Annotated in this window: 18 protein-coding genes and 1 tRNA gene; 9 read left to right on the plus strand and 10 right to left on the minus strand. The window is 67.5% G+C overall.

Features of this window, described 5'->3' with window-relative positions:
- Window positions 1–40 precede the first annotated feature (40 nt).
- The gene (locus AC3IS2_RS05860; protein WP_489199721.1) at window positions 41–742 is read left to right on the plus strand and encodes a P-loop NTPase family protein; all 702 of its coding nucleotides are present in this window, start codon (window positions 41–43) and stop codon (window positions 740–742) included.
- Here the strand turns inward: AC3IS2_RS05860 and AC3IS2_RS05865 are convergent.
- The 5 genes from AC3IS2_RS05865 to AC3IS2_RS05885 are packed head-to-tail and all read right to left on the minus strand — an operon-like array spanning window position 739 to window position 6,365.
- Entirely contained in the window at window positions 739–1,686 is a 948-nt protein-coding gene (locus AC3IS2_RS05865; RefSeq protein WP_489199722.1) for a glycosyltransferase family 2 protein, read from the minus strand. The genes AC3IS2_RS05860 and AC3IS2_RS05865 overlap by 4 nt on opposite strands.
- Window positions 1,683–2,426 (minus strand): polysaccharide deacetylase family protein, encoded by a 744-nt coding sequence (locus AC3IS2_RS05870; RefSeq protein ID WP_489199723.1) that lies wholly within the window; start codon window positions 2,424–2,426, stop codon window positions 1,683–1,685. Before AC3IS2_RS05870 ends, AC3IS2_RS05865 begins: the two co-directional genes overlap by 4 nt.
- Window positions 2,423–3,361, minus strand: coding sequence for a glycosyltransferase family 2 protein (locus AC3IS2_RS05875; RefSeq protein ID WP_489199725.1), 939 nt, complete (start codon window positions 3,359–3,361; stop codon window positions 2,423–2,425). The genes AC3IS2_RS05870 and AC3IS2_RS05875 overlap by 4 nt, the downstream gene beginning before the upstream one ends.
- The gene (locus AC3IS2_RS05880) at window positions 3,358–4,809 is read right to left on the minus strand and encodes an oligosaccharide flippase family protein (RefSeq protein ID WP_489199726.1); all 1,452 of its coding nucleotides are present in this window, start codon (window positions 4,807–4,809) and stop codon (window positions 3,358–3,360) included. The genes AC3IS2_RS05875 and AC3IS2_RS05880 overlap by 4 nt, the downstream gene beginning before the upstream one ends.
- Entirely contained in the window at window positions 4,809–6,365 is a 1,557-nt protein-coding gene (locus tag AC3IS2_RS05885) for an exopolysaccharide biosynthesis polyprenyl glycosylphosphotransferase (protein ID WP_489199727.1), read from the minus strand. The genes AC3IS2_RS05880 and AC3IS2_RS05885 overlap by 1 nt, the downstream gene beginning before the upstream one ends.
- Before the next feature lie 137 nt (window positions 6,366–6,502).
- On the opposite strand from AC3IS2_RS05885, the gene AC3IS2_RS05890 reads away from it, so the two are divergent.
- Window positions 6,503–6,594, plus strand: a tRNA-Ser gene (locus AC3IS2_RS05890).
- A 39-nt stretch (window positions 6,595–6,633) separates the two neighbouring features.
- On the opposite strand, the gene AC3IS2_RS05895 is transcribed toward AC3IS2_RS05890, so the two are convergent.
- Window positions 6,634–6,801: a hypothetical protein gene (locus tag AC3IS2_RS05895; protein ID WP_489199728.1), complete on the minus strand. Its 168-nt coding sequence runs from the start codon at window positions 6,799–6,801 to the stop codon at window positions 6,634–6,636.
- A gap of 285 nt (window positions 6,802–7,086) precedes the next feature.
- On the opposite strand from AC3IS2_RS05895, the gene AC3IS2_RS05900 reads away from it, so the two are divergent.
- The 4 genes from AC3IS2_RS05900 to AC3IS2_RS05915 all read left to right on the plus strand — a co-directional run bounded on the left by AC3IS2_RS05900 (window position 7,087) and on the right by AC3IS2_RS05915 (window position 10,991).
- Complete coding sequence (locus AC3IS2_RS05900; RefSeq protein ID WP_489199729.1) at window positions 7,087–8,484, plus strand: ammonium transporter; 1,398 nt, start codon at window positions 7,087–7,089, stop codon at window positions 8,482–8,484.
- A 138-nt stretch (window positions 8,485–8,622) separates the two neighbouring features.
- The gene (locus tag AC3IS2_RS05905; RefSeq protein WP_489199730.1) at window positions 8,623–9,300 is read left to right on the plus strand and encodes a TorF family putative porin; all 678 of its coding nucleotides are present in this window, start codon (window positions 8,623–8,625) and stop codon (window positions 9,298–9,300) included.
- 104 nt (window positions 9,301–9,404) lie between these two features.
- Window positions 9,405–9,710, plus strand: a complete 306-nt coding sequence (locus AC3IS2_RS05910) for an SCP2 sterol-binding domain-containing protein (protein ID WP_489199731.1) — start codon at window positions 9,405–9,407, stop codon at window positions 9,708–9,710.
- A gap of 75 nt (window positions 9,711–9,785) precedes the next feature.
- Entirely contained in the window at window positions 9,786–10,991 is a 1,206-nt protein-coding gene (locus AC3IS2_RS05915; protein WP_489199732.1) for an acyl-CoA dehydrogenase family protein, read from the plus strand.
- A gap of 67 nt (window positions 10,992–11,058) precedes the next feature.
- On the opposite strand, the gene AC3IS2_RS05920 is transcribed toward AC3IS2_RS05915, so the two are convergent.
- Both AC3IS2_RS05920 and AC3IS2_RS05925 read right to left on the minus strand, forming a co-directional pair.
- A complete protein-coding gene (locus AC3IS2_RS05920) occupies window positions 11,059–11,292 on the minus strand; it encodes a hypothetical protein (RefSeq protein WP_489199733.1) in 234 nt (77 codons plus the stop codon).
- Window positions 11,293–11,350: 58 nt separating this feature from the next.
- Entirely contained in the window at window positions 11,351–11,941 is a 591-nt protein-coding gene (locus AC3IS2_RS05925) for a sigma-70 family RNA polymerase sigma factor (protein WP_489199734.1), read from the minus strand.
- A gap of 185 nt (window positions 11,942–12,126) precedes the next feature.
- Here AC3IS2_RS05925 and egtB point away from each other — a divergent pair, with 185 nt between their 5' ends.
- Window positions 12,127–14,283: an ergothioneine biosynthesis protein EgtB gene (egtB, locus tag AC3IS2_RS05930; RefSeq protein ID WP_489199735.1), complete on the plus strand. Its 2,157-nt coding sequence runs from the start codon at window positions 12,127–12,129 to the stop codon at window positions 14,281–14,283.
- A gap of 68 nt (window positions 14,284–14,351) precedes the next feature.
- On the opposite strand, the gene AC3IS2_RS05935 is transcribed toward egtB, so the two are convergent.
- Window positions 14,352–14,585, minus strand: a complete 234-nt coding sequence (locus AC3IS2_RS05935; protein ID WP_331033587.1) for a con-10 family general stress protein — start codon at window positions 14,583–14,585, stop codon at window positions 14,352–14,354.
- Between the two features lie 205 nt (window positions 14,586–14,790).
- Here AC3IS2_RS05935 and AC3IS2_RS05940 point away from each other — a divergent pair, with 205 nt between their 5' ends.
- Window positions 14,791–15,069: a hypothetical protein gene (locus tag AC3IS2_RS05940; RefSeq protein WP_489199736.1), complete on the plus strand. Its 279-nt coding sequence runs from the start codon at window positions 14,791–14,793 to the stop codon at window positions 15,067–15,069.
- 1 nt (window position 15,070) lies between these two features.
- Here AC3IS2_RS05940 and AC3IS2_RS05945 read toward each other — a convergent pair whose 3' ends face one another.
- Entirely contained in the window at window positions 15,071–15,772 is a 702-nt protein-coding gene (locus tag AC3IS2_RS05945) for an MBL fold metallo-hydrolase (RefSeq protein ID WP_489199737.1), read from the minus strand.
- Between the two features lie 171 nt (window positions 15,773–15,943).
- On the opposite strand from AC3IS2_RS05945, the gene tig reads away from it, so the two are divergent.
- The gene (gene tig, locus AC3IS2_RS05950) at window positions 15,944–17,287 is read left to right on the plus strand and encodes a trigger factor (protein ID WP_489199738.1); all 1,344 of its coding nucleotides are present in this window, start codon (window positions 15,944–15,946) and stop codon (window positions 17,285–17,287) included.
- Window positions 17,288–17,390 lie beyond the last annotated feature (103 nt).

Raw genomic sequence — 17,390 nt, forward strand, 5'->3', positions numbered from 1 at the left:
GCTAGGCTGAGACCCTGAGGGTGAGCGCGTAACCGATTCGATGGTCGATCTGACGACGGAAATGGCGGGACTGTGGGCGGCGCTGGGACCAGCGCCGGCCCATCGCGGCCGCGTGATCCAGTTCGTCTCGGCGACCTCGGGCGAGGGCGTCTCGACCGTAGCGCGCGAGTATGCGCGGCTGGCGGCGGTTCGCGCCAGGAAGCCGGTCTGGCTGATCGACGGCGACCTGGCCCAGCAGGGACAGGTGGACGCCATCGCCGCTGAGCCGGAACGGTTCGGTCGACTGGCGGCAGCGGTTCAAGCCTCGCCCGACGGTTCAGCTTTCTACGCGGTGACGCCGCCCATGCGCGGGCGCGACGGCCGGCCGGTGGCCCCGGCGCGGCTGATGACGGCGCGAGCCTGTCTGGGCGGGCGTCTGTTCGTGACGCGCTTTCACATGGAGTTGACGCGCGCCGGGCAGCGGGTCGAGCCGCTGGGCGAGGCGCGCTATTGGACCGCTTTGCGCGCCCACGCCGACACAGTGGTCATCGACACGCCCGCTGCGGACCGCAGCGACATGGCTATCACCCTGGCGCCCTTCGTCGACGCCACCATCATCGTCGTGGCCGCCGAGACGACAGCGGCGGGCGAAACCGTGGCCCTGCGCGACGAGATCGACGCCGTGGGCGGTTACATCGCCGGGGTGGTGATGAACCGCTCGACCTGGACGCCGCCGGCGATCCTGAGCCGTCTGGCGGGCTAGGCGGAGGCTTCGCGCTCCAGCCGCGCCAGTTCACGCGCGCCGTAAAAATGGGGTTCGAAGCCCTTCATCCAGAAGATCTTTCCGACCCCGCGCGCCGTGCGGTCCAGCATCTCGGCGCGCCTTGGGTTGCGGACCAGCGTCAGGGCCAGGGCGGCGGCGCCCCAGACGACGGCCTGGGCGGCGCCGACAACCATCCAGCGCGCGACGCCCGGCCAGTGACGCGCGGCGGCGGCGGTCTGGCTGGGACCCTGGCCATAGGCGAAGGCGCGCGTCAGGGCGTAACGCAGGGTGGCCCGGTGCGGCGGCGCGAACTCGTCGACCCAGGCGTCGGCCGCCCAGCCGAAGCGGCCGCCGCGCGCGGCCAGCGCCGCGAACAGGGCGTCGTCCTCGCCGCCCGACTGATCGGCGGCGACGTTGAAGGGGGCGTCGCCGGGCAGGGCGGTCTCCCGCACCAGCAGGGCGTTGCCGCAGCCGTAGGGCGCCTCGATCAATCGGGTCGTGGACGGGCCTTCGCGACCGAAGAAGCGTTCCAGATAGGGCCGCGTCCAGCCGGTCCCGTCCGGCACCCGGCCACGAATGGGGCCGAAGACGGCGTCGGCGCCGGTGGCGGCCTGGGCGGACAGCAGGGCGGCCAGCCAGCCGGGCGAAGCGGCTTCGTCGTCGTCGAGGAAGGCGATCAGGGGCGCGGTCGTGGCGGCCAGACCTTCGTTTCGAGCGGTGGCGACGCCGGGGCGGGGGGCGTGGCGCCAGATGATCGGCAGGGCCGCCTCGGCGGCGAGGCGCGCGGTCATATCGCGCGAACTTGCCTGGGGGTCATTGTCCACCACCACGATTTCCCTGAGGCGATCCGTCACGCCGGTCTGACCCAGGGCCGAGCGGACGGCGCGCGCCAGGCTGTCGGGACGGCGCAGCGTGGGGATGATGACGGCGACGTCGGCGCTCATGCGGCCAGCACCTCGCCGACGGTGCGGATATCGCAATCCGCGTCGCGCGCGTAGGCGATCAGCCGGTCCAGTGCGTCGGGCGTGCAGCCCCAGGGCGACGGCGTTTCGCGCACGTCGTGGGTATAGAGGATCAGCCAGGCGTTTTCGGCCACGGCGCGGTCGATCCAGGCGCGGGCCAAGACCTCGCCGTCGGCGCCCTCGATGCCCACGCCCGGCAGTTGGTTCCGGTCTCCGCCGTCATGGACAAGCCCCTTATGCACGCCGCGCAACGAAGCGTAACGCTGGCCCAGTTGTCCCTTTGCTCGCGGCGAGACCTCGCCATAGGGATAGGCGAAGTGCAGCGGGGCCGCGCCGAGGCCGCGCAGGGCGGCGTCGTTGGCGTCCAGATCGGTTTCCAGAGCGGACGGCGGCGTCCGGTGGCAGTCGACGTGGTTCAGGGTGTGGCCGGCGACCTCGTGCCCCTGATGGATCAGTGCGCCGATCTCGGCCGCATCGGCGAAGCGGCCCATGTGGCCTTCCCGCCCGAACAGACCGGCGCAGACGTAGAAGGTGCCGCGCGCGTCATGCCGTTCCAGCGCCTGAGCGCCCGCGTGGGCGGCGGTGGCGGGAATGTCGTCAAAGGTGAAGCTGACGGTCGGTCGGGCGAGGGCCAGCCGGGCCGGACGCCGATGGGTCAGGCGCGCGAAACGGCGGCGCAACTTGCCCGCCAGGCTGACGTCGGGGGTATAGGGCTGGATCATATCGCCTCCGCATAGAGCGCGACGCGGTAGAGACGCAGGCTGAAGGCGCGCAGGGCGACGGGCAGGATAGGCAGACGGGCGGCCTGTTTGAGCAGGGGGCGGAAGGTCTTCAGCCCTGGCACGGTCTTCAGGCGGCGCGCGACGCGATAGCTGGGGTAGGCAGCGACGAAATCGGGGTGGCGCGCCACGACGCGGGCGAAGTTCGGCGCGGACTGTTCGTACTTGGCGGCCAGGGTCTCGACCGTGTCCAGACCCATGTGGGTGGCAGGGTTGTCGACGTGTTCGACCTTGAAGCGGCGCGAGACGCGCATGGCCCATTCCACGTCCTCCCAGCCCCAGCCGGTGAAGCTGGGATCGAAGGCCTCGGCCTCGAACACGTCGCGCCGGATCAGCAGGTTGGAGGTAAAGACGTGCTTTTCGGGCTGAAGGGCGCGCTGATCAGGCGGCGTGCAGTCGGAACGCGCCGCCATGCTGCGGTGAACGGCGAAGCGGGCGTCGTCGGGGGCCTGCAACAGGGAGAAGCCGCCGAAGGCCACCGCCGTCTCGCCTGTGGCGGCCAGATCGGCCCAGGTGCGCAGGAAGCGGTCGTGGTCGGGACGCATGTCGCTGTCGAGAAACAGCAGGCTGGACCCCCGCGCGGCGGCGGCCAGCCGATTGCGACCGACGGACCGGCCCTCGTTCGCGGACAACGAGATCAGGCGTATGGGCAGGGCGCTGGCGTCGATCCGGGCGATCAGCCGGGCGGTGAGCGCCGCATCCCCGGTGCCGTCGTCCAGCAGGACGACTTCGGCGGCGCCGACCAGCAGCGACGCCTCGCGGTCGAGCAGGGCGATCAGGGGGGCGGGATCATCGCGCAGGAAGGGAATCAGGACCGACAGCGCCGGGCGGGCGCCGGCCCAGGCGGCGTTGTCATGGATGGCGACGGTTGCGCTCATGCCGCGGCTCTCCGCGCCTGGATCGCGCCGAGCAGGCGCGTCGCCAGATCCCGCGCGCCCCCCGCGTTGAGGGCGAAGGCGCAGACGCCATAGACCGCTGCGCCGACCGAGGCGTCCAGCATCAGTTCGGCGAAGCCGCCGATGGGCGGCAGGAACCAGACGGCCAGCGCCATGACGGCGCAGCTGACGCCACAGGTCATGAGGCATCTCCACGGCACGGGCAGCGGCAGGATGCGCCGTCCCATGCCCCAGGAGGCGATCAGGCCGACAGCGAAGCTGGCCGCCGTGGCCCAGGCCGCGCCGAGGACGCCGAACGGCGGAATCAGCACGACGTTGAGCGCGACGTTGGCCAGAGCCGGGACGCTCATCGCCGCCAGCAGCCAGCCGGTGCGGCGGCCCAGGGTGAAGGCCTGATGGAAGTAGTAGACGGTGAGGCCCGACAGCAGGGCCGACAGGGCGATCCACGGCGTCACCAGGGCGGCCGCGTCGCGCAGATCCTCGCCGATCATGAACTCCGACAGGGGGCGCGCCACCAAGGCCACGCCCACGGCGGCGGGCAGGCCGATCAGGATCAGGGTCGAGGCCTGCTCGCGGGCGGCGGCGGTCAGTTGCTCGCGTCCGTCGCGCTCCAGCGCCATGACCAGGGCGGGCGTTCCCGCCGCGCCGAGCCAGATGAACAGGACGTCCAGCGTCCGGTTCGCGATGCTGTAGCCGGCGTGATAGGCGCCGACCGCGGCCTCGTCCATGAACAGGGCCAGAAGGAAACGGTCGGTGGAAGACAGCACGATGGCCAGGCCCAGCGAGGCGGCGATCGGGTAGCCGTAGACGGCGTAGGCCTTAAGCCGCTCGCGATCAATGTAGCCGCCGCGCGCCTCCCGCAGCTCTCCGGGCAGGATGAAGGGCAGGGCGAACAGGGGCGCGATCAGCAGACCGGCGAGCGGCGAGGCGCCCCCGGCGCCGCCGAGAGCGAAGGCCGCCCCGACGCCGAAGCCGGCCAGGGTGTGCCAGATGTCGAGGCTGGCCGCCTTGCGAACCTCGCCGGCCGCGCGATAGCGCTCCTGCGCCAGCTTGGTCAGGCAGCGCACAGGGATGCCCAACAGCCCAACGGCGATCGGCAGACGCAGGTCGTGCGGCATGGGCCACAGCCAGACGATCAGACCCGCCAGCGGCAGGAACAGGCCGGTCAGGATGAAGGCGGTGCGGTACAGGCTGGCGAAATGGCTGGCCATGTCGGCGCCCTCGCGCTGGGCGGCCCAGAACCGCGCCATGGCGGCCTCCAGCCAACTGAAGGTCGCCACGTGCGCCATGGTCATGACCGAGAAGGCCAGGGCGTAGCGACCGAAGCCCTCGGGGCTGAGCAGGCGCGTGTAGACGACGATGGCCAAAAAGCCGACGACGCCTTGAATGATGTTGGCGGGCAGATAGCCCAGCACCCCGCGCCAGAACATCAGCGCACCGACATCCGGTCGCCCAGCAGGACGGGAATGGTGACGGCGATGATCCACAGGTCCAGCCAGAAGGACTGGCGCTCGATGTAGTCGATGTCCAGCTGGACACGGCGCCGCACCTCGGGCGCCGTGTGCATGGGGCCGCGCGATCCCTTGATCGCGGCCCAGCCGGTCATGCCGGGCTTGATGCGGTGCCGGTGGGCGTACTCGGCGACCAGACGAGCGGACTCCACCGCGCCGGTCTTCATGCCGATGGCGTGCGGGCGAGGCCCGACCAGGGACATCTCGCCCCGGATCACGTTCAGAAGTTGCGGCAGCTCATCCAGGCTGGTGGCGCGCAGGAAGCGGCCCAGGCGGGTGATGCGGTCGTCGTCGGCCGTGACCTGGCGGCTGGCGGTGGCGTCGGCGGCGGCGTGGCGCATGGTGCGGAACTTCCACACCACGATCTCTTCCTGATTGAAGCCGTGCCGGCGCTGGCGGAACAGGGCCGGACCGTCGCTGTCGAGGCGAACCAGCAAGCCGACGAGCAGCAGGAACGGCGACAGCAGGACCAGGCCGATCGAGGCCAGAACCACGTCCTGAAGGCGCTTGTTGAAGGCGCGACGATCGGGATCGACGGGGCCTTCCAGCGGCGCCATCGGCGCCTGGGCCAGCTTTTCCAGCGCGGCGTTGCGCTGCTCAGCGGTCTTGGGGTCGATCAGCAGGGTCAGGCGAATGGGCAGGGCGCCGAGACGCGCGGTCAGGTCGCGCACGCGCGACTCGGCCTTGGGGTCGATGGCCAGGACGATGCGGTCGACATAGGGCGTCAGCCGGTGATTCAGCAGGGCGTCGGCCTCGCCGAGAACGGGCACGCCTTCCACGGCGTCGGGCGAGCGGGCGAGGCGGTCGTCGAACACCCCCAGCACATTCAGATCGCGGCGCTGCAGCGCCTCCTGGATCAGGCGCTCGGCATGGCGGGTGGCGCCGACGACGACGATATTGGGGGTCAGGGCGCCCTTGCGCCGCCAGTCCGCGACCAGAAGGCTCCACACCACATGGGAGGCCAGAAGCAGCGCCGTCACCCCAATGGCCCAGCGGCCATAGGCCGCCCAGGGCGTCGCCGCGCCATGCAGCAGGAACCCCAGGGCGAAGGTCAGCGCCGCGCCAAAGGCGACGACGCCGGCGACCGACGCCAGGTGGGACAGAAAGCCGTGGCCCTTGTCGAACCGATAAAGCCCCAGAGATCGGAGCAAGGCCAGAACGGCCACGGCCCCAAGGATAAGCGGGGCTGCATCAATCAGTCGCGCCGTCAGAAGGGCGCCGTCCGCGAGGCGCGCGACGGCGACGACGGTCGCGGCCGCGGCGCCTAGAATATCCAGTGCGCGGAAATGGAAGACTCGAAGCCGCGTGGCGTTGCGCTGGCGCGTATTCAGCCACAGGTCGGGCCGGAACGGGCCGCGTCGCGCCTTTCCGGGCGTCGAGAACGAATCACGCGCCGCTGGCGCGGATTCGCGGACGCGCCGCGCCTGTACGCCGGAGTCGTCCGCTGCGGGAAAGAGGGTGTCGGCGGACGTCATGAGGCGAACAGTGTGATCCCGTGTCGTTGAACAGGCCTATATTCGTGGCACACAGCCTGTCTATCCCCCGTTAACGCGATAGATTTCAGGTCCCCCGTTGCGCAGCGTCAAATGACTCGCTATCCACGCCGCCTGCCGGAGACGTGGCCGAGTGGCTGAAGGCAACGGTTTGCTAAATCGTCGTACCCTGTAAGGGGTACCGAGGGTTCGAATCCCTCCGTCTCCGCCAGACCGCCTTGCCGAGAACCGGCGCGGATCCTGCCGATCATCAGTCGCCTGTCTTGTCGACAGGTTTCAACGCCTGAGGCGAAACGCCGTTCTGGCGCAGGATTCGCCGCACGATGTCCGGCGCGCCGACCATCGGCATGGGCTGTCCAAATCGCGCGCGCCAAAGCGAGTCCAGGCGGGCCTCGTCAGGAGGCAGGGATGTCGTCATCTTTCTTCGCTCCCAGTGGCGGGGAGGCGCATCATAGCCAGAGGGAAGCGGCAGGATTGCAAAACCATGTCAGCCGCCAAGTCTGGATCGTTTTCTGACGATTTCGACGCGGGTCGGGTCAATTTGTTCTTGATGGGTGCGTTTCTTGGCGTCCTAATGCTGTGTCGGTCCGCGGAATTGTGATCAAGGGGTGAAAAATTCTCTGAGCCAGACGTTTTTTCGCTTGTCGATTTCGCGAGTGCGATAAACAGTTCGCAACTGCGAAACGCATGAGGGGATACGCGCATGACGCAGTTCAAGAACAGCTTACCGGGGCTCCTGGCCCTGCTTTGTCTAACCGGCGGATTGTTCGCTGTCGGGGCGGCGCTTGCGGCGCCGGACGCCGCGGCCGTCGCCAACATCGCCAGTGCCGCTGTAACAGCGTCGGAGCCTGCTCCGGCGCTGTTTTCGCATCAGGTTCCGCTGGAGCTGGATGCGGCGGGCACGGCCTGGCTGGGGACCTCCACCGCCCTGGTCCTGCTGATGACCCTGCCGGGTCTGGCCCTCTTCTACGGTGGCATGGTGCGCCGCAAAAACGTGATCGCCACCATCACCCAGTCGGTCGCCGCTTTTGCGGTGGTGTCGCTGACCTGGTTCATCGCCGGCTACGCCATCGCCTTCGGCACGAACGGGGATGCTGGCGTCAATCAGTACATCGGCAGTCTGGACGCCCTGTTCCTGAACGGGGTGACGGTGGACACGGCTCACAGCCTGCTGCCGGGCATACCGGAGTTCCTCTTCATCTCGTTCCAACTGACCTTCGCCATCATCACCCCGGCGTTGATCACCGGAGCGTTCGCCGAGCGGCTGAAATACTCGGGGATGCTGCTGTTCACGGCCCTGTGGTCGCTGATCGTCTATGCTCCGATCGCCCACTGGGTGTGGGGCGGCGGCTTCCTGGGCGGCATGGGGGTGCTGGACTTCGCTGGCGGCGCGGTCGTGCACGTCAATGCGGGCGTGGCGGGTCTGGTCTGCGCCCTGTTCCTGGGGCCGAGGAAGGGCTACGGCGTCGAGCCCATTACGGCGCACAACCCGGTCCTGACCATGATCGGCGCCTCGCTGCTGCTGGTCGGCTGGATCGGCTTCAACGCCGGTTCGGCGGGCGCGGCCAACGGCCTGATGGGCGCGGCCCTGATCAACACCCTGCTGGCGGCGGCGGCGGCTTCGCTGACGTGGAAGTTCGTCGAGGTCATCTACAAGAAGAAATGGTCGCTGATCGGGGTCCTGTCGGGCGTCGTCGCCGGTCTGGTCGCCATTACCCCGGCGGCGGGCTTCGTCGATCCCAAGGGGGCGGTCATCATCGGCCTGATAGCCGGTCCGGCCTGCTACGTCTCGTCGGTCTGGCTCAAGAACCTGCTGAAATACGACGACAGCCTGGACGCCTTCGGCCTGCACGGCGCGGGCGGCGTGATCGGCGCGCTCCTGACCGGGGTCTTCGCCTCCACGGCGATCAACAGCCTGTCGGAAGGGGCCAACATCGGGACCCAGGCCCTGGGTCTGGTCTGGACCATCCTGTGGAGCGCGGTCGGCACCCTGATCATCCTGCTGATCTGCAAGTACACCACGGGCCTGCGCGTCACCGGCGAGCAGGAAACGGACGGCCTGGACGCCCACCTGCACGGCGAAGTGCTGGACGGCGTCTGAGGCCCGATGAAGTGAGATGGGCGGGACGCGGCGCCTCCCTGCCGCGTCCCATCCTCGACGCACGGCCCGGCCACGCTCCACCCCGCGGCCGGATGAGTAGGCTTGGCCAATAACAATCAGACTTTGAGGGGATATGTCATGAGAGTTGCTCTTGCTTGCATTTCACTGCTGGCGCTGTCGCTAGGCGCCGGTACGGCCCAGGCTCAAGCCCAGCCCGAGGTCGCGTTCAACGCGGCCGTCACCAGCGACTATGTGTTCCGGGGCTTCAGCCAGACCGACGCCAGTCCGACTCTGCAAGGCGGCGTCGATCTGACCGCTGGGGTCTTTTATGCCGGGGCCTGGGCGTCTCAGGTCGATTTCGGCGACGACACCGACGCCGAACTGGACATCTACGGCGGGGTCGCCGTGTCCAGCGGCGGCTTCGACTTCAACGTCGGGGTCATCGCCTACCACTATATCGACGCGCCAAACGGAGCTGACTATGACAACGTCGAGTTCAAGGCGGCGGTGTCTCGCGGGTTCGGGCCCGTGACCGCGGGCGCGTCGGTCTATTATTCGCCGGACTTCTTCGGCGCCGATGAACAGACGACCTATGTCGAGGGCAGTCTCGGCTATGCGCTGCACGACAACATCAGCCTGACCGGCGCCTACGGCAAACAGTACCTCGACGTGGGCGACGACTACGCCACCTGGAACGCGGGCGTGAAGTTCGCCGTCACGGACAAGATCTCGCTGGACCTGCGCTATTGGGACACGGATGTGGACGGCGACCTCAGTGATGATCGTCTGGTGGCGACGCTGGGGGTCGGTTTCTGAGGACAACTCAAGGGGAGGCGGTCGCGCCTTCCCTTGCGTGATCTTGGCGCCGTCGCCGGGGCGGGCTACGCCTTCGCCTCAACCTTCTCTTGGGAGAGACGCACATGGCCGATCTGGCTTCCGTCACCGAACACATCCGCGGCGCCGTCGGCGACAACTCGGGTCTGGGCAAGACCGTCAAGCTGGACCTGGGCGATATCGGCCAGATCTTCATCGACGGCGCTTCCGTGCCGAACTCGGTGAGCAACGACGACAAGCCCGCCGACGCCACCGTCTCGATGAAGTGGGACGACTTCATCGCCCTGTCGGAAGGCAAGCTGGATCCGATGATGGCCTTCATGCAGGGCAAGCTGAAGATCGCCGGCGACATGATGATCGCCCAGAAGCTGGCGCCGCTGCTGAAGCGCTGATGCGTTTCTGAGCAACCAGAACAATGACGGCGCGGCTCCTCGGGGCCGCGCCGTTTTGCTGTCGGAGGGACGAGCATGAATTTCCAACCCAGCGAGCGGGGCCTGCATTGGCGCGAGCGGGTGCGCCGCTTCATGGACGAGCAGGTGCTCCCGCGAGAGGCGGAATACCGCGCCCAGGTCCATGCCGATCCCAAGCAACAGTCGCCGATCATGGAAGAACTGAAGGCCAAGGCGAAGGCCGAGGGCCTGTGGAACATGTTCCTGCCGGGCGATCACGGCGCGGGCCTGAGCAATCTGGAATACGCCCCCATCGCCGAACTGATGGGCCGCGCCCTGTGGTCGGCCGAGGTGTTCAACTGCAACGCCCCCGACACCGGCAATATGGAAGTCCTGCACATGTATGGCGACGCCACGCAGCAGGAGCGGTGGCTGGCGCCCCTGATGGCGGGCGAAATCCGCTCGGCGTTCCTGATGACCGAGCCGGAAGTGGCCTCGTCGGACGCGACCAACATCCAGACCAGCATCGTTCGCGACGGCGACCATTACGTCATCAACGGCCGCAAGTGGTGGTCGACCAACATGGCCCACCCCAACGTCGCCATGACCATCGTCATGGGCAAGACGGACCCGGACGCCGCTACCCATCAGCAGCAGAGCCAGGTCATCGTCCCGGTCGACACGCCCGGCTTCCGCGTCGAGCGGATGCTGTCGGTGTTCGGCTATGACGAGGCGCCGATCGGCCACGCCGAGGTGGTGCTGGAGAACGTTCGCGTTCCCGCCTCGAACCTGATCGCGGGCGAGGGGCGGGGCTTCGAGATCGCTCAGGGGCGGCTGGGGCCGGGCCGTATCCACCACTGTATGCGGGTGATCGGCGCGGCGGAGAAGGCGCTGGAGCTGATGTGCGAGCGGCTGCTGACCCGCACCGCCTTCCGCAAGGCTATCGCCGAACATTCGGTGTGGGAGCAGCGCGTGGCTGAGGCCCGCACCAATATCGAGATGTGTCGCCTGCTGGTGCTGAAGGCCGCCTGGATGATGGACGAGGTCGGCGCGAAGGGCGCCAAGTCCGAAATCGCCCAGATCAAAGTCGCCGCGCCGCGCATGGCGCTGAAGGTCATTGACGATGCGATTCAGGCCTTTGGCGGGGCCGGCGTCTCGGGCGACACGCCGTTGGCTGAACTTTACGCCATGGTGCGCACCTTGCGGATCGCCGACGGCCCGGACGAGGTGCACAATCGCACCATCGCGCGGCTGGAGTATGCAAAGCACGGCGGGCGGCGCTGAAAAAAGCAGGGGCCTTGGCGGTTTGCCATGGCCCCGTTGCTTACGCCGCCCTGCGACTATTCGACTGTCAGTGCCGCTTGTCCTGGCGGTAGACTTGGTGATGGTGGTGCGAACCGATGCCGCCCTCCGTCACGTCGCTGACGAAGAAATTGGGGCTATGCCGTTGCGGATGTTCGGCGCCGAAATGGCGGCGAAACCAACCTTTGAGCCCGGTGGCTTTGACTGGCTTCTCTTCGGAAACGTTTACGGACGGGCCGCGATCGGTAGGGGTGCGAGACTTGGTGTGAAGTGGGTCCATCATGATCGACTCTCCCGGGTCTGTCCCTAAAACTGGGTAGACGAAGTGGCGTTCCTTCTGCCTAGCTCGCGTCGTTGATTACATTTTGGTCAGTTTCGACAGGGGCTTCCATGTCGAGCAACAAAGCCAGGCGATGGCGCGCGCGGTTGACGCGACTCTTGATCGTGCCGACGGCGCAGCCCGATATGTCGGCCGCTTCCTGATAGGACAGTCCCGCTGCGCCCACCATGACGATGGCCTCGCGGTGTTCGGGCGGAAGGGCGTTCAGGGCCGCCTGCAGGGCCGTCAGCTCGGCGGTCCATTCCTGGCTGGCCTCGGCGGTCAGTCCGGCGGCGTAGCGTCCCTCTTCGTCGGGGACTTCCCGCCGGCGCTTGGCGGCGCCCGTGTACCAGCTGTTGCGCAGAATGGTGAAAAGCCAGGCGCGAAGATTGCTTCCCGGCTCGAACCGCGCCCGGTGCGCCCAGGCTTTGGCCAGGGTTTCCTGAACCAGATCGTCCGCGTCCGCCCCGTTGCGCGACAGGGAAAAGGCGAAGGCGCGCAGGGAGGGGATGAACCCCATGATCGTCTCGCGCCAATCGGCTGGGTCGATGATGCCGACTGGACGGCGGGGGCCTGCTGTCTGCGGCCCTTCAGGCACGCGAACATAGGGCATGCAACGGGGGTCCTGGACTCTGGCGGACGACCCGGCGGCGGGTCGAGGGCGCCTGAGGAACGTCGCGTCCAAGCGAGCGTTCCCGCCGAGCACGCATCTGATCGCGCGGAACCGGGGTCGATCAACCGGCATTGAATATCGTCGGCGCCGCATCGGCGTGGTAGGCGGGAAGGCTCCGGGTGCGAATGACACAGCATATCCGGGCGGCGATGAGCATCGAAAGCGATCTTGAGCGCTACCGTCGTGTCCGGGCGGTTCTGCCGGATCTGGCCGAAGGGCTTTCGGCCGAGGATCTGGCGGCCCAGTCGATGCCCGACGCCAGCCCGGGCAAGTGGCATCTGGCGCATGTCAGCTGGTTTTTCGAAGTCATGGTGCTGGGCGCCAGGCCCGGCTACCGACCGGTCGATCCGCGCTGGCTGCCTCTGTTCAACTCCTATTACGACGCGTTGGGCGACCGGATTGAGCGAGCGATGCGCGGCCTGATGACTCGGCCCTCCCTGGCCGAGGTGACGGCCTATCGCGCGGAAATTGATGCTCGGATGGAGGCATTGCTGGCCGGCGGGTTGAGGGGGGAGCTTGAACGTCGCCTGTTCGAACTAGGCTTGAACCATGAACAGCAGCATCAGGAGTTGTTCCTGATGGACCTGCTGCATCTGATGTCCTGTTCGCCGCTGGATCCTGCGGCCTACGACGTCGAGCCGCGCCTTGGGCGATGCGAAGCGGCGCGGGGCGGCTGGGTTTCGTTCGAGGGCGGGCTGGCGCAGATCGGGACGAACGCCGAGGGCTTCGCCTTCGACAACGAGCGACCCATCCATAGGGTCTGGCTGGAGCCTTACGCCCTGGCGGCGGACCTGGTGAGCAACCGCGACTGGATCCGCTTCATCGAGGATGGAGGGTATAGCCGCCCCGAGCTGTGGCTGAGCGACGGATGGGCGGTCGTCCAGGCGGAGCGCTGGTCGGCGCCGCTCTACTGGCGAAAGGAGGCGTCGGGCTGGAGCGTCATGACGCTGGCCGGAAGGCGGCCGGTCGATCCCATGACGCCGGTCCGTCATGTCAGCTTTTACGAGGCCGACGCCTTTGCGCGGTGGTCGGGGCGGCGCCTGCCGACCGAGGCGGAGTGGGAACAGGCCGCGCGCAGCCGGTCGGCGGCCTTTTCCAATCTGGACGGCGAGGCGTGGCAGTGGACGGCCAGCGCCTATGCGCCCTATCCCGGATTCCAGCCGAACGAGGGTGCGGCCGCCGAGTACAACGGCAAGTTCATGGCCAACCAGATGGTGCTGCGCGGAGGATCGTTCGCGACGCCGCCGGATCATCGCCGGGTCAGCTATCGCAACTTCTTCTACCCGCACCAACGCTGGGCGTTTTCGGGGGTGCGGCTGGCTTCGGACACCGCGCCAGAGGAGGCACGCATGGGCGATGAAGCGACGGACGCCTTTCGCCAGGATCTGATCGCCGGCCTGTCTGAACGACAGAAAGCTCTGCCGCCAAAATGGTTCTACGACGCCGAAGGGTCGCGCCTGTTCGAGGACATCACGCGCCTGCCGGAATATTATCCGACGCGCCAGGAAGCGGCGCTGCTGCGGCGTGTGGCGCCCCAATGGGCGGATCGATTCGGCTCGGGCGCGGTCCTGGTCGAACTGGGCTCAGGGGCCAGCGAGAAGACGCGGATCGTGCTGGACGCCGCGCCGGACCTGGCGGCCTATGTGCCGATCGACATCAGTCCGGCGGCGCTGAGCGAGGCGGCGGAGCGCATCCGCGCCGACTATCCCGCCCTGAAGGTTCTGCCGATCGTCGGCGACTTCGAGCATCTGTCGCCGCCGCCGCCAGAGGCCGGATCGGGCCGACGGGTCGGGTTCTTTCCAGGCTCCACCATCGGCAACCTGACGCCGGAAGCGGCGAAGCGTCTGCTGCGATCGGCGCGCGAGGTTCTAGGGCCAGGGGCCTTCTTCGTCCTGGGCGTCGACCTAGTGAAATCGCCTGCGACGCTGGTCGCAGCCTATGACGACGCCCAGGGCGTCACCGCCGCCTTCAACCGCAATGTTCTGGTTCGCGCCAATCGAGAACTGGGGACGGATTTCGACGTCTCCGCCTTCGCCCACCGCGCGCGTTGGAACGATGCGCGCTCGCAGATGGAGATGCACCTAGGGGCCCTGCGCCCGATGACGGTCCGTCTGGGCAAGCTGGCGTTCCGGTTCGCCGAGGGCGAAACCATCCATACGGAAAGCTCGCGCAAGTTTGATCAGGCGTCCGTGCGCGAACTGGCCGAGGCGTCGGGGTGGCGGCTGGAGGCGTTCGAGGTCAGCGATGACCCGGCCGTGGCCTTGGCCTTGCTGGCCGCCTGACGCTCTCGGGTATGGAAACGGCGGCGCCGCCTCCAGGCCGCGCCGCCTATGCAGGGCGGTTCAAGGCCCTAGCGCTTGGGGGTCGTGTCGTCCGTATCGGCCTTGTTGCGTGCGCCGTGCGAGGCCTCTCCGCCCTTGCGGCCGGCCTGCGCCGCAAGGCTGCGATCCTGGGAGAAACTGCGTTTCTCGCTGGGGACGCTGGCGCCGCCCTTGCGGGCGATCTCGCGCTGGCGTTCGGGGTCCATCGAGGCGAAACCTCGCTTGGAAACACCGGACCCGCGGGTGGGCTGACCTTCGGCCATTCGGCTGTTCCTTTCAAAGACGGTGGCGCTTGCCGGAAAGAACCCGGCGCCGCCGACGTGGTTCCGAACAAGCGCCATTTCCTTGTTCTGTAGGCGGTCAGTCTGAGAGAGGGGGACGTGCGAGAGGCCAGGCCCGGTTCGGTCAGGAACCGGCGGCGGCGAGACGGGTTGAGAAGCGACCCCTCGAAACAAAGGAGATCGACTCATGGCCGAGCCCCATGCCCCCGGCGTCTCGTCGGACGACATCATCAATGGAACGGCGACGGAAAGCCGGCGTCCGGAGCAGGAGGCGGACGCCATCATCGCCCGCAACATTCCACCGCGCCGGCTTCGTCAGGCCGTGCGCGAGGATGCGGCGGAGGCGCGCGCCTGGACGGATCGCCGCGTCAAACGCGCACGCGACGCCATTCGCGAGGAGCCGATCCGCGCGACCCTCTATGCCCTGAGCCTGGGGATTCTGATCGGCCTGCTGGCCGCGCGTTAGATCAGGACGGACCGGAAGCCGGGCGCGCGATCGGTGCGCGCGACATCGCCTGATCCGAGACGTAAGGGTTGGTCCGCCGCTCGGCCCCGAAGGTCGAGTGCGGGCCGTGGCCCGGCACGAAGGTCACGTCGTCGCCCAGGGGCCACAGCTTTTGCGTGATGGCGTGCAGCAGGGCGGCGTGGTCGCTGCGCGGAAAGTCGGTGCGGCCGATCGAACCCTGGAACAGGACGTCGCCGACCTGGGCGAAGCGGGCCTCGCGGTTGAAGAAGACCACATGGCCGGGCGTGTGGCCGGGGCAGTGCACGACCTCCCACATCGTTTCACCCAGGGTCAGGGTCTCGCCGTCGGCCAGAAAGCGCGTCGGGGTGAAGGTGCGGGCGTCGGGCAGGCCGTATTTCTGACCCTGGGTGGGAATCAGGTCGATCCAGAACTGGTCCTCGGCGTGGGGGCCGATGATGTCGACGCCGGTCTTTTCCTGCATATCGGCGGCGCCGCCGGCATGGTCGAGATGGCCGTGGGTGATCCAGATGGCGTCCAGCGTCAGGCCGCGCCGGGCGATCTCGCCCAGAATCGCATCCGCCGAACCGCCCGGATCAATCACGGCGGCCTTGTTCGTCTTCGTGCACCAGACGGTGGTGCAGTTCTGCTGCAGCGGCGTAACGGGCGTTATGAAGACGCCGATAGGGGCGGGGCTCTGGCTCATAAGGTTCAGATAACGAGGCGATGACGCCAAAGGAACCCGCGCGCGTTGACCTTTCGGCCCCTTCTCGACATAAGGGCGGGCTTCGAGGTGCCGCTCCTAAAGGGGCGGCCCTATTGCTTTATCCACCGCGCGCGCCGTTCGGCGTCGCCACAGAGCGTCAGAATCCCGACCATGCAAGTCGTCGAAAAGTCGAACGAAGGCCTCAGCCGCGTGATCGCGGTGACCATCCCCGTCGCCGAGCTGAACGAAAAGCTCGAAGCGCGCATCAAGGAAGTCGCGCCGCAGATGAAGCTCAAGGGCTTCCGTCCGGGCAAGGTGCCGGCCGCGCACGTCAAGAAGACCTTCGGCCGTGACTTCATGGGCGAAATCATCAACGCCTCGCTGAACGAAACCAGCCAGAAGGCCCTGGACGACGCCAAGATCCGTCCGGCCGCTCCGGCCGAGATGAAGCTGATCTCGGACATGGACAAGGTCATCGCCGGTCAGGAAGACCTGGCCTACGAAATGGCCCTGGAAGTCATGCCCGACTTCACCCCGGTCGACCCCAAGACCCTGAAGCTGGACCGCCCGACCTACACGGCCTCGGACGCCGATCTGGACGAAGCCCTCAAGGAACTGGCCTCGCAGGCCAAGTCCTATGAGGACAAGAAGGGCAAGACCGTGAAGGCCGCCGAAGGCGACCAACTGACCATCGACTTCGTCGGCAAGCTGGACGGCGAAGTGTTCGAAGGCGGCTCGGCCGAAGACGCCGACCTGGTGATCGGCTCCAACCGCTTCATCCCGGGCTTCGAAGAGCAGCTGAAGGGCGCCAAGGTCGGCGAAGAGAAGACCATCGAAGTGACTTTCCCGGAAGAATACCAGGCCAAGAACCTGGCCGGTAAGGCTGCGACCTTCGACGTGACCGTGAAGGCCATCAAGGCCGAAGCCGAAGCCAAGATCGACGACGAGTTCGCCACCCGCATCGGTCTGGAGTCGCTGGACAAGCTGAAAGAGCTGCTGAAGGCCAACCTGGACCAGCAGTACGCCGGCGCCGCCCGCTTCAAGCTGAAGCGCGCCCTGCTGGACCAGTTGGACGAAGCTCACGACTTCGCTCTGCCGCCGAAGATGGTGGACGCCGAGTTCGAAGGCATCTGGGCTCAGGTGTCGGCTGACAAGGACGCCGGCCGCCTGCCGGAAGAGGACGCCAAGAAGTCGGAAGACGAGCTGAAGGCCGAGTACAAGAAGATCGCCGAGCGCCGCGTGCGCCTGGGTCTGGTGCTGGCCGAAATCGGCCGCGCCAACAACGTCGGCGTGACGGACCAGGAACTGTCGGGCGCCATCATGGCCGAAGCCCGCAACTACCCGGGCCAGGAAAAGATGGTTCTGGACTTCTACCGCCAGAACCCGAACGCCGCCGCCCAACTGCGCGCGCCCATCTATGAAGAGAAGGTCGTCGACCTGATCGTCGGCGTCGCCGACGTCACCGACACGCCGATCTCGAAGGAAGAGCTGCTCAAGGAAGAAGACGAGGGCTAAGCTCTCTTCGATCGACCGCAGTCGATGAACAGGCCCTCGCGTTTCGACGCGAGGGCTTTTTCGTATGTGTGACAGAGGCTTAATCCCCGGCCGCTACCCTGGC

It is taken from the genome of Brevundimonas sp. KH_025, from assembly GCF_057839885.1.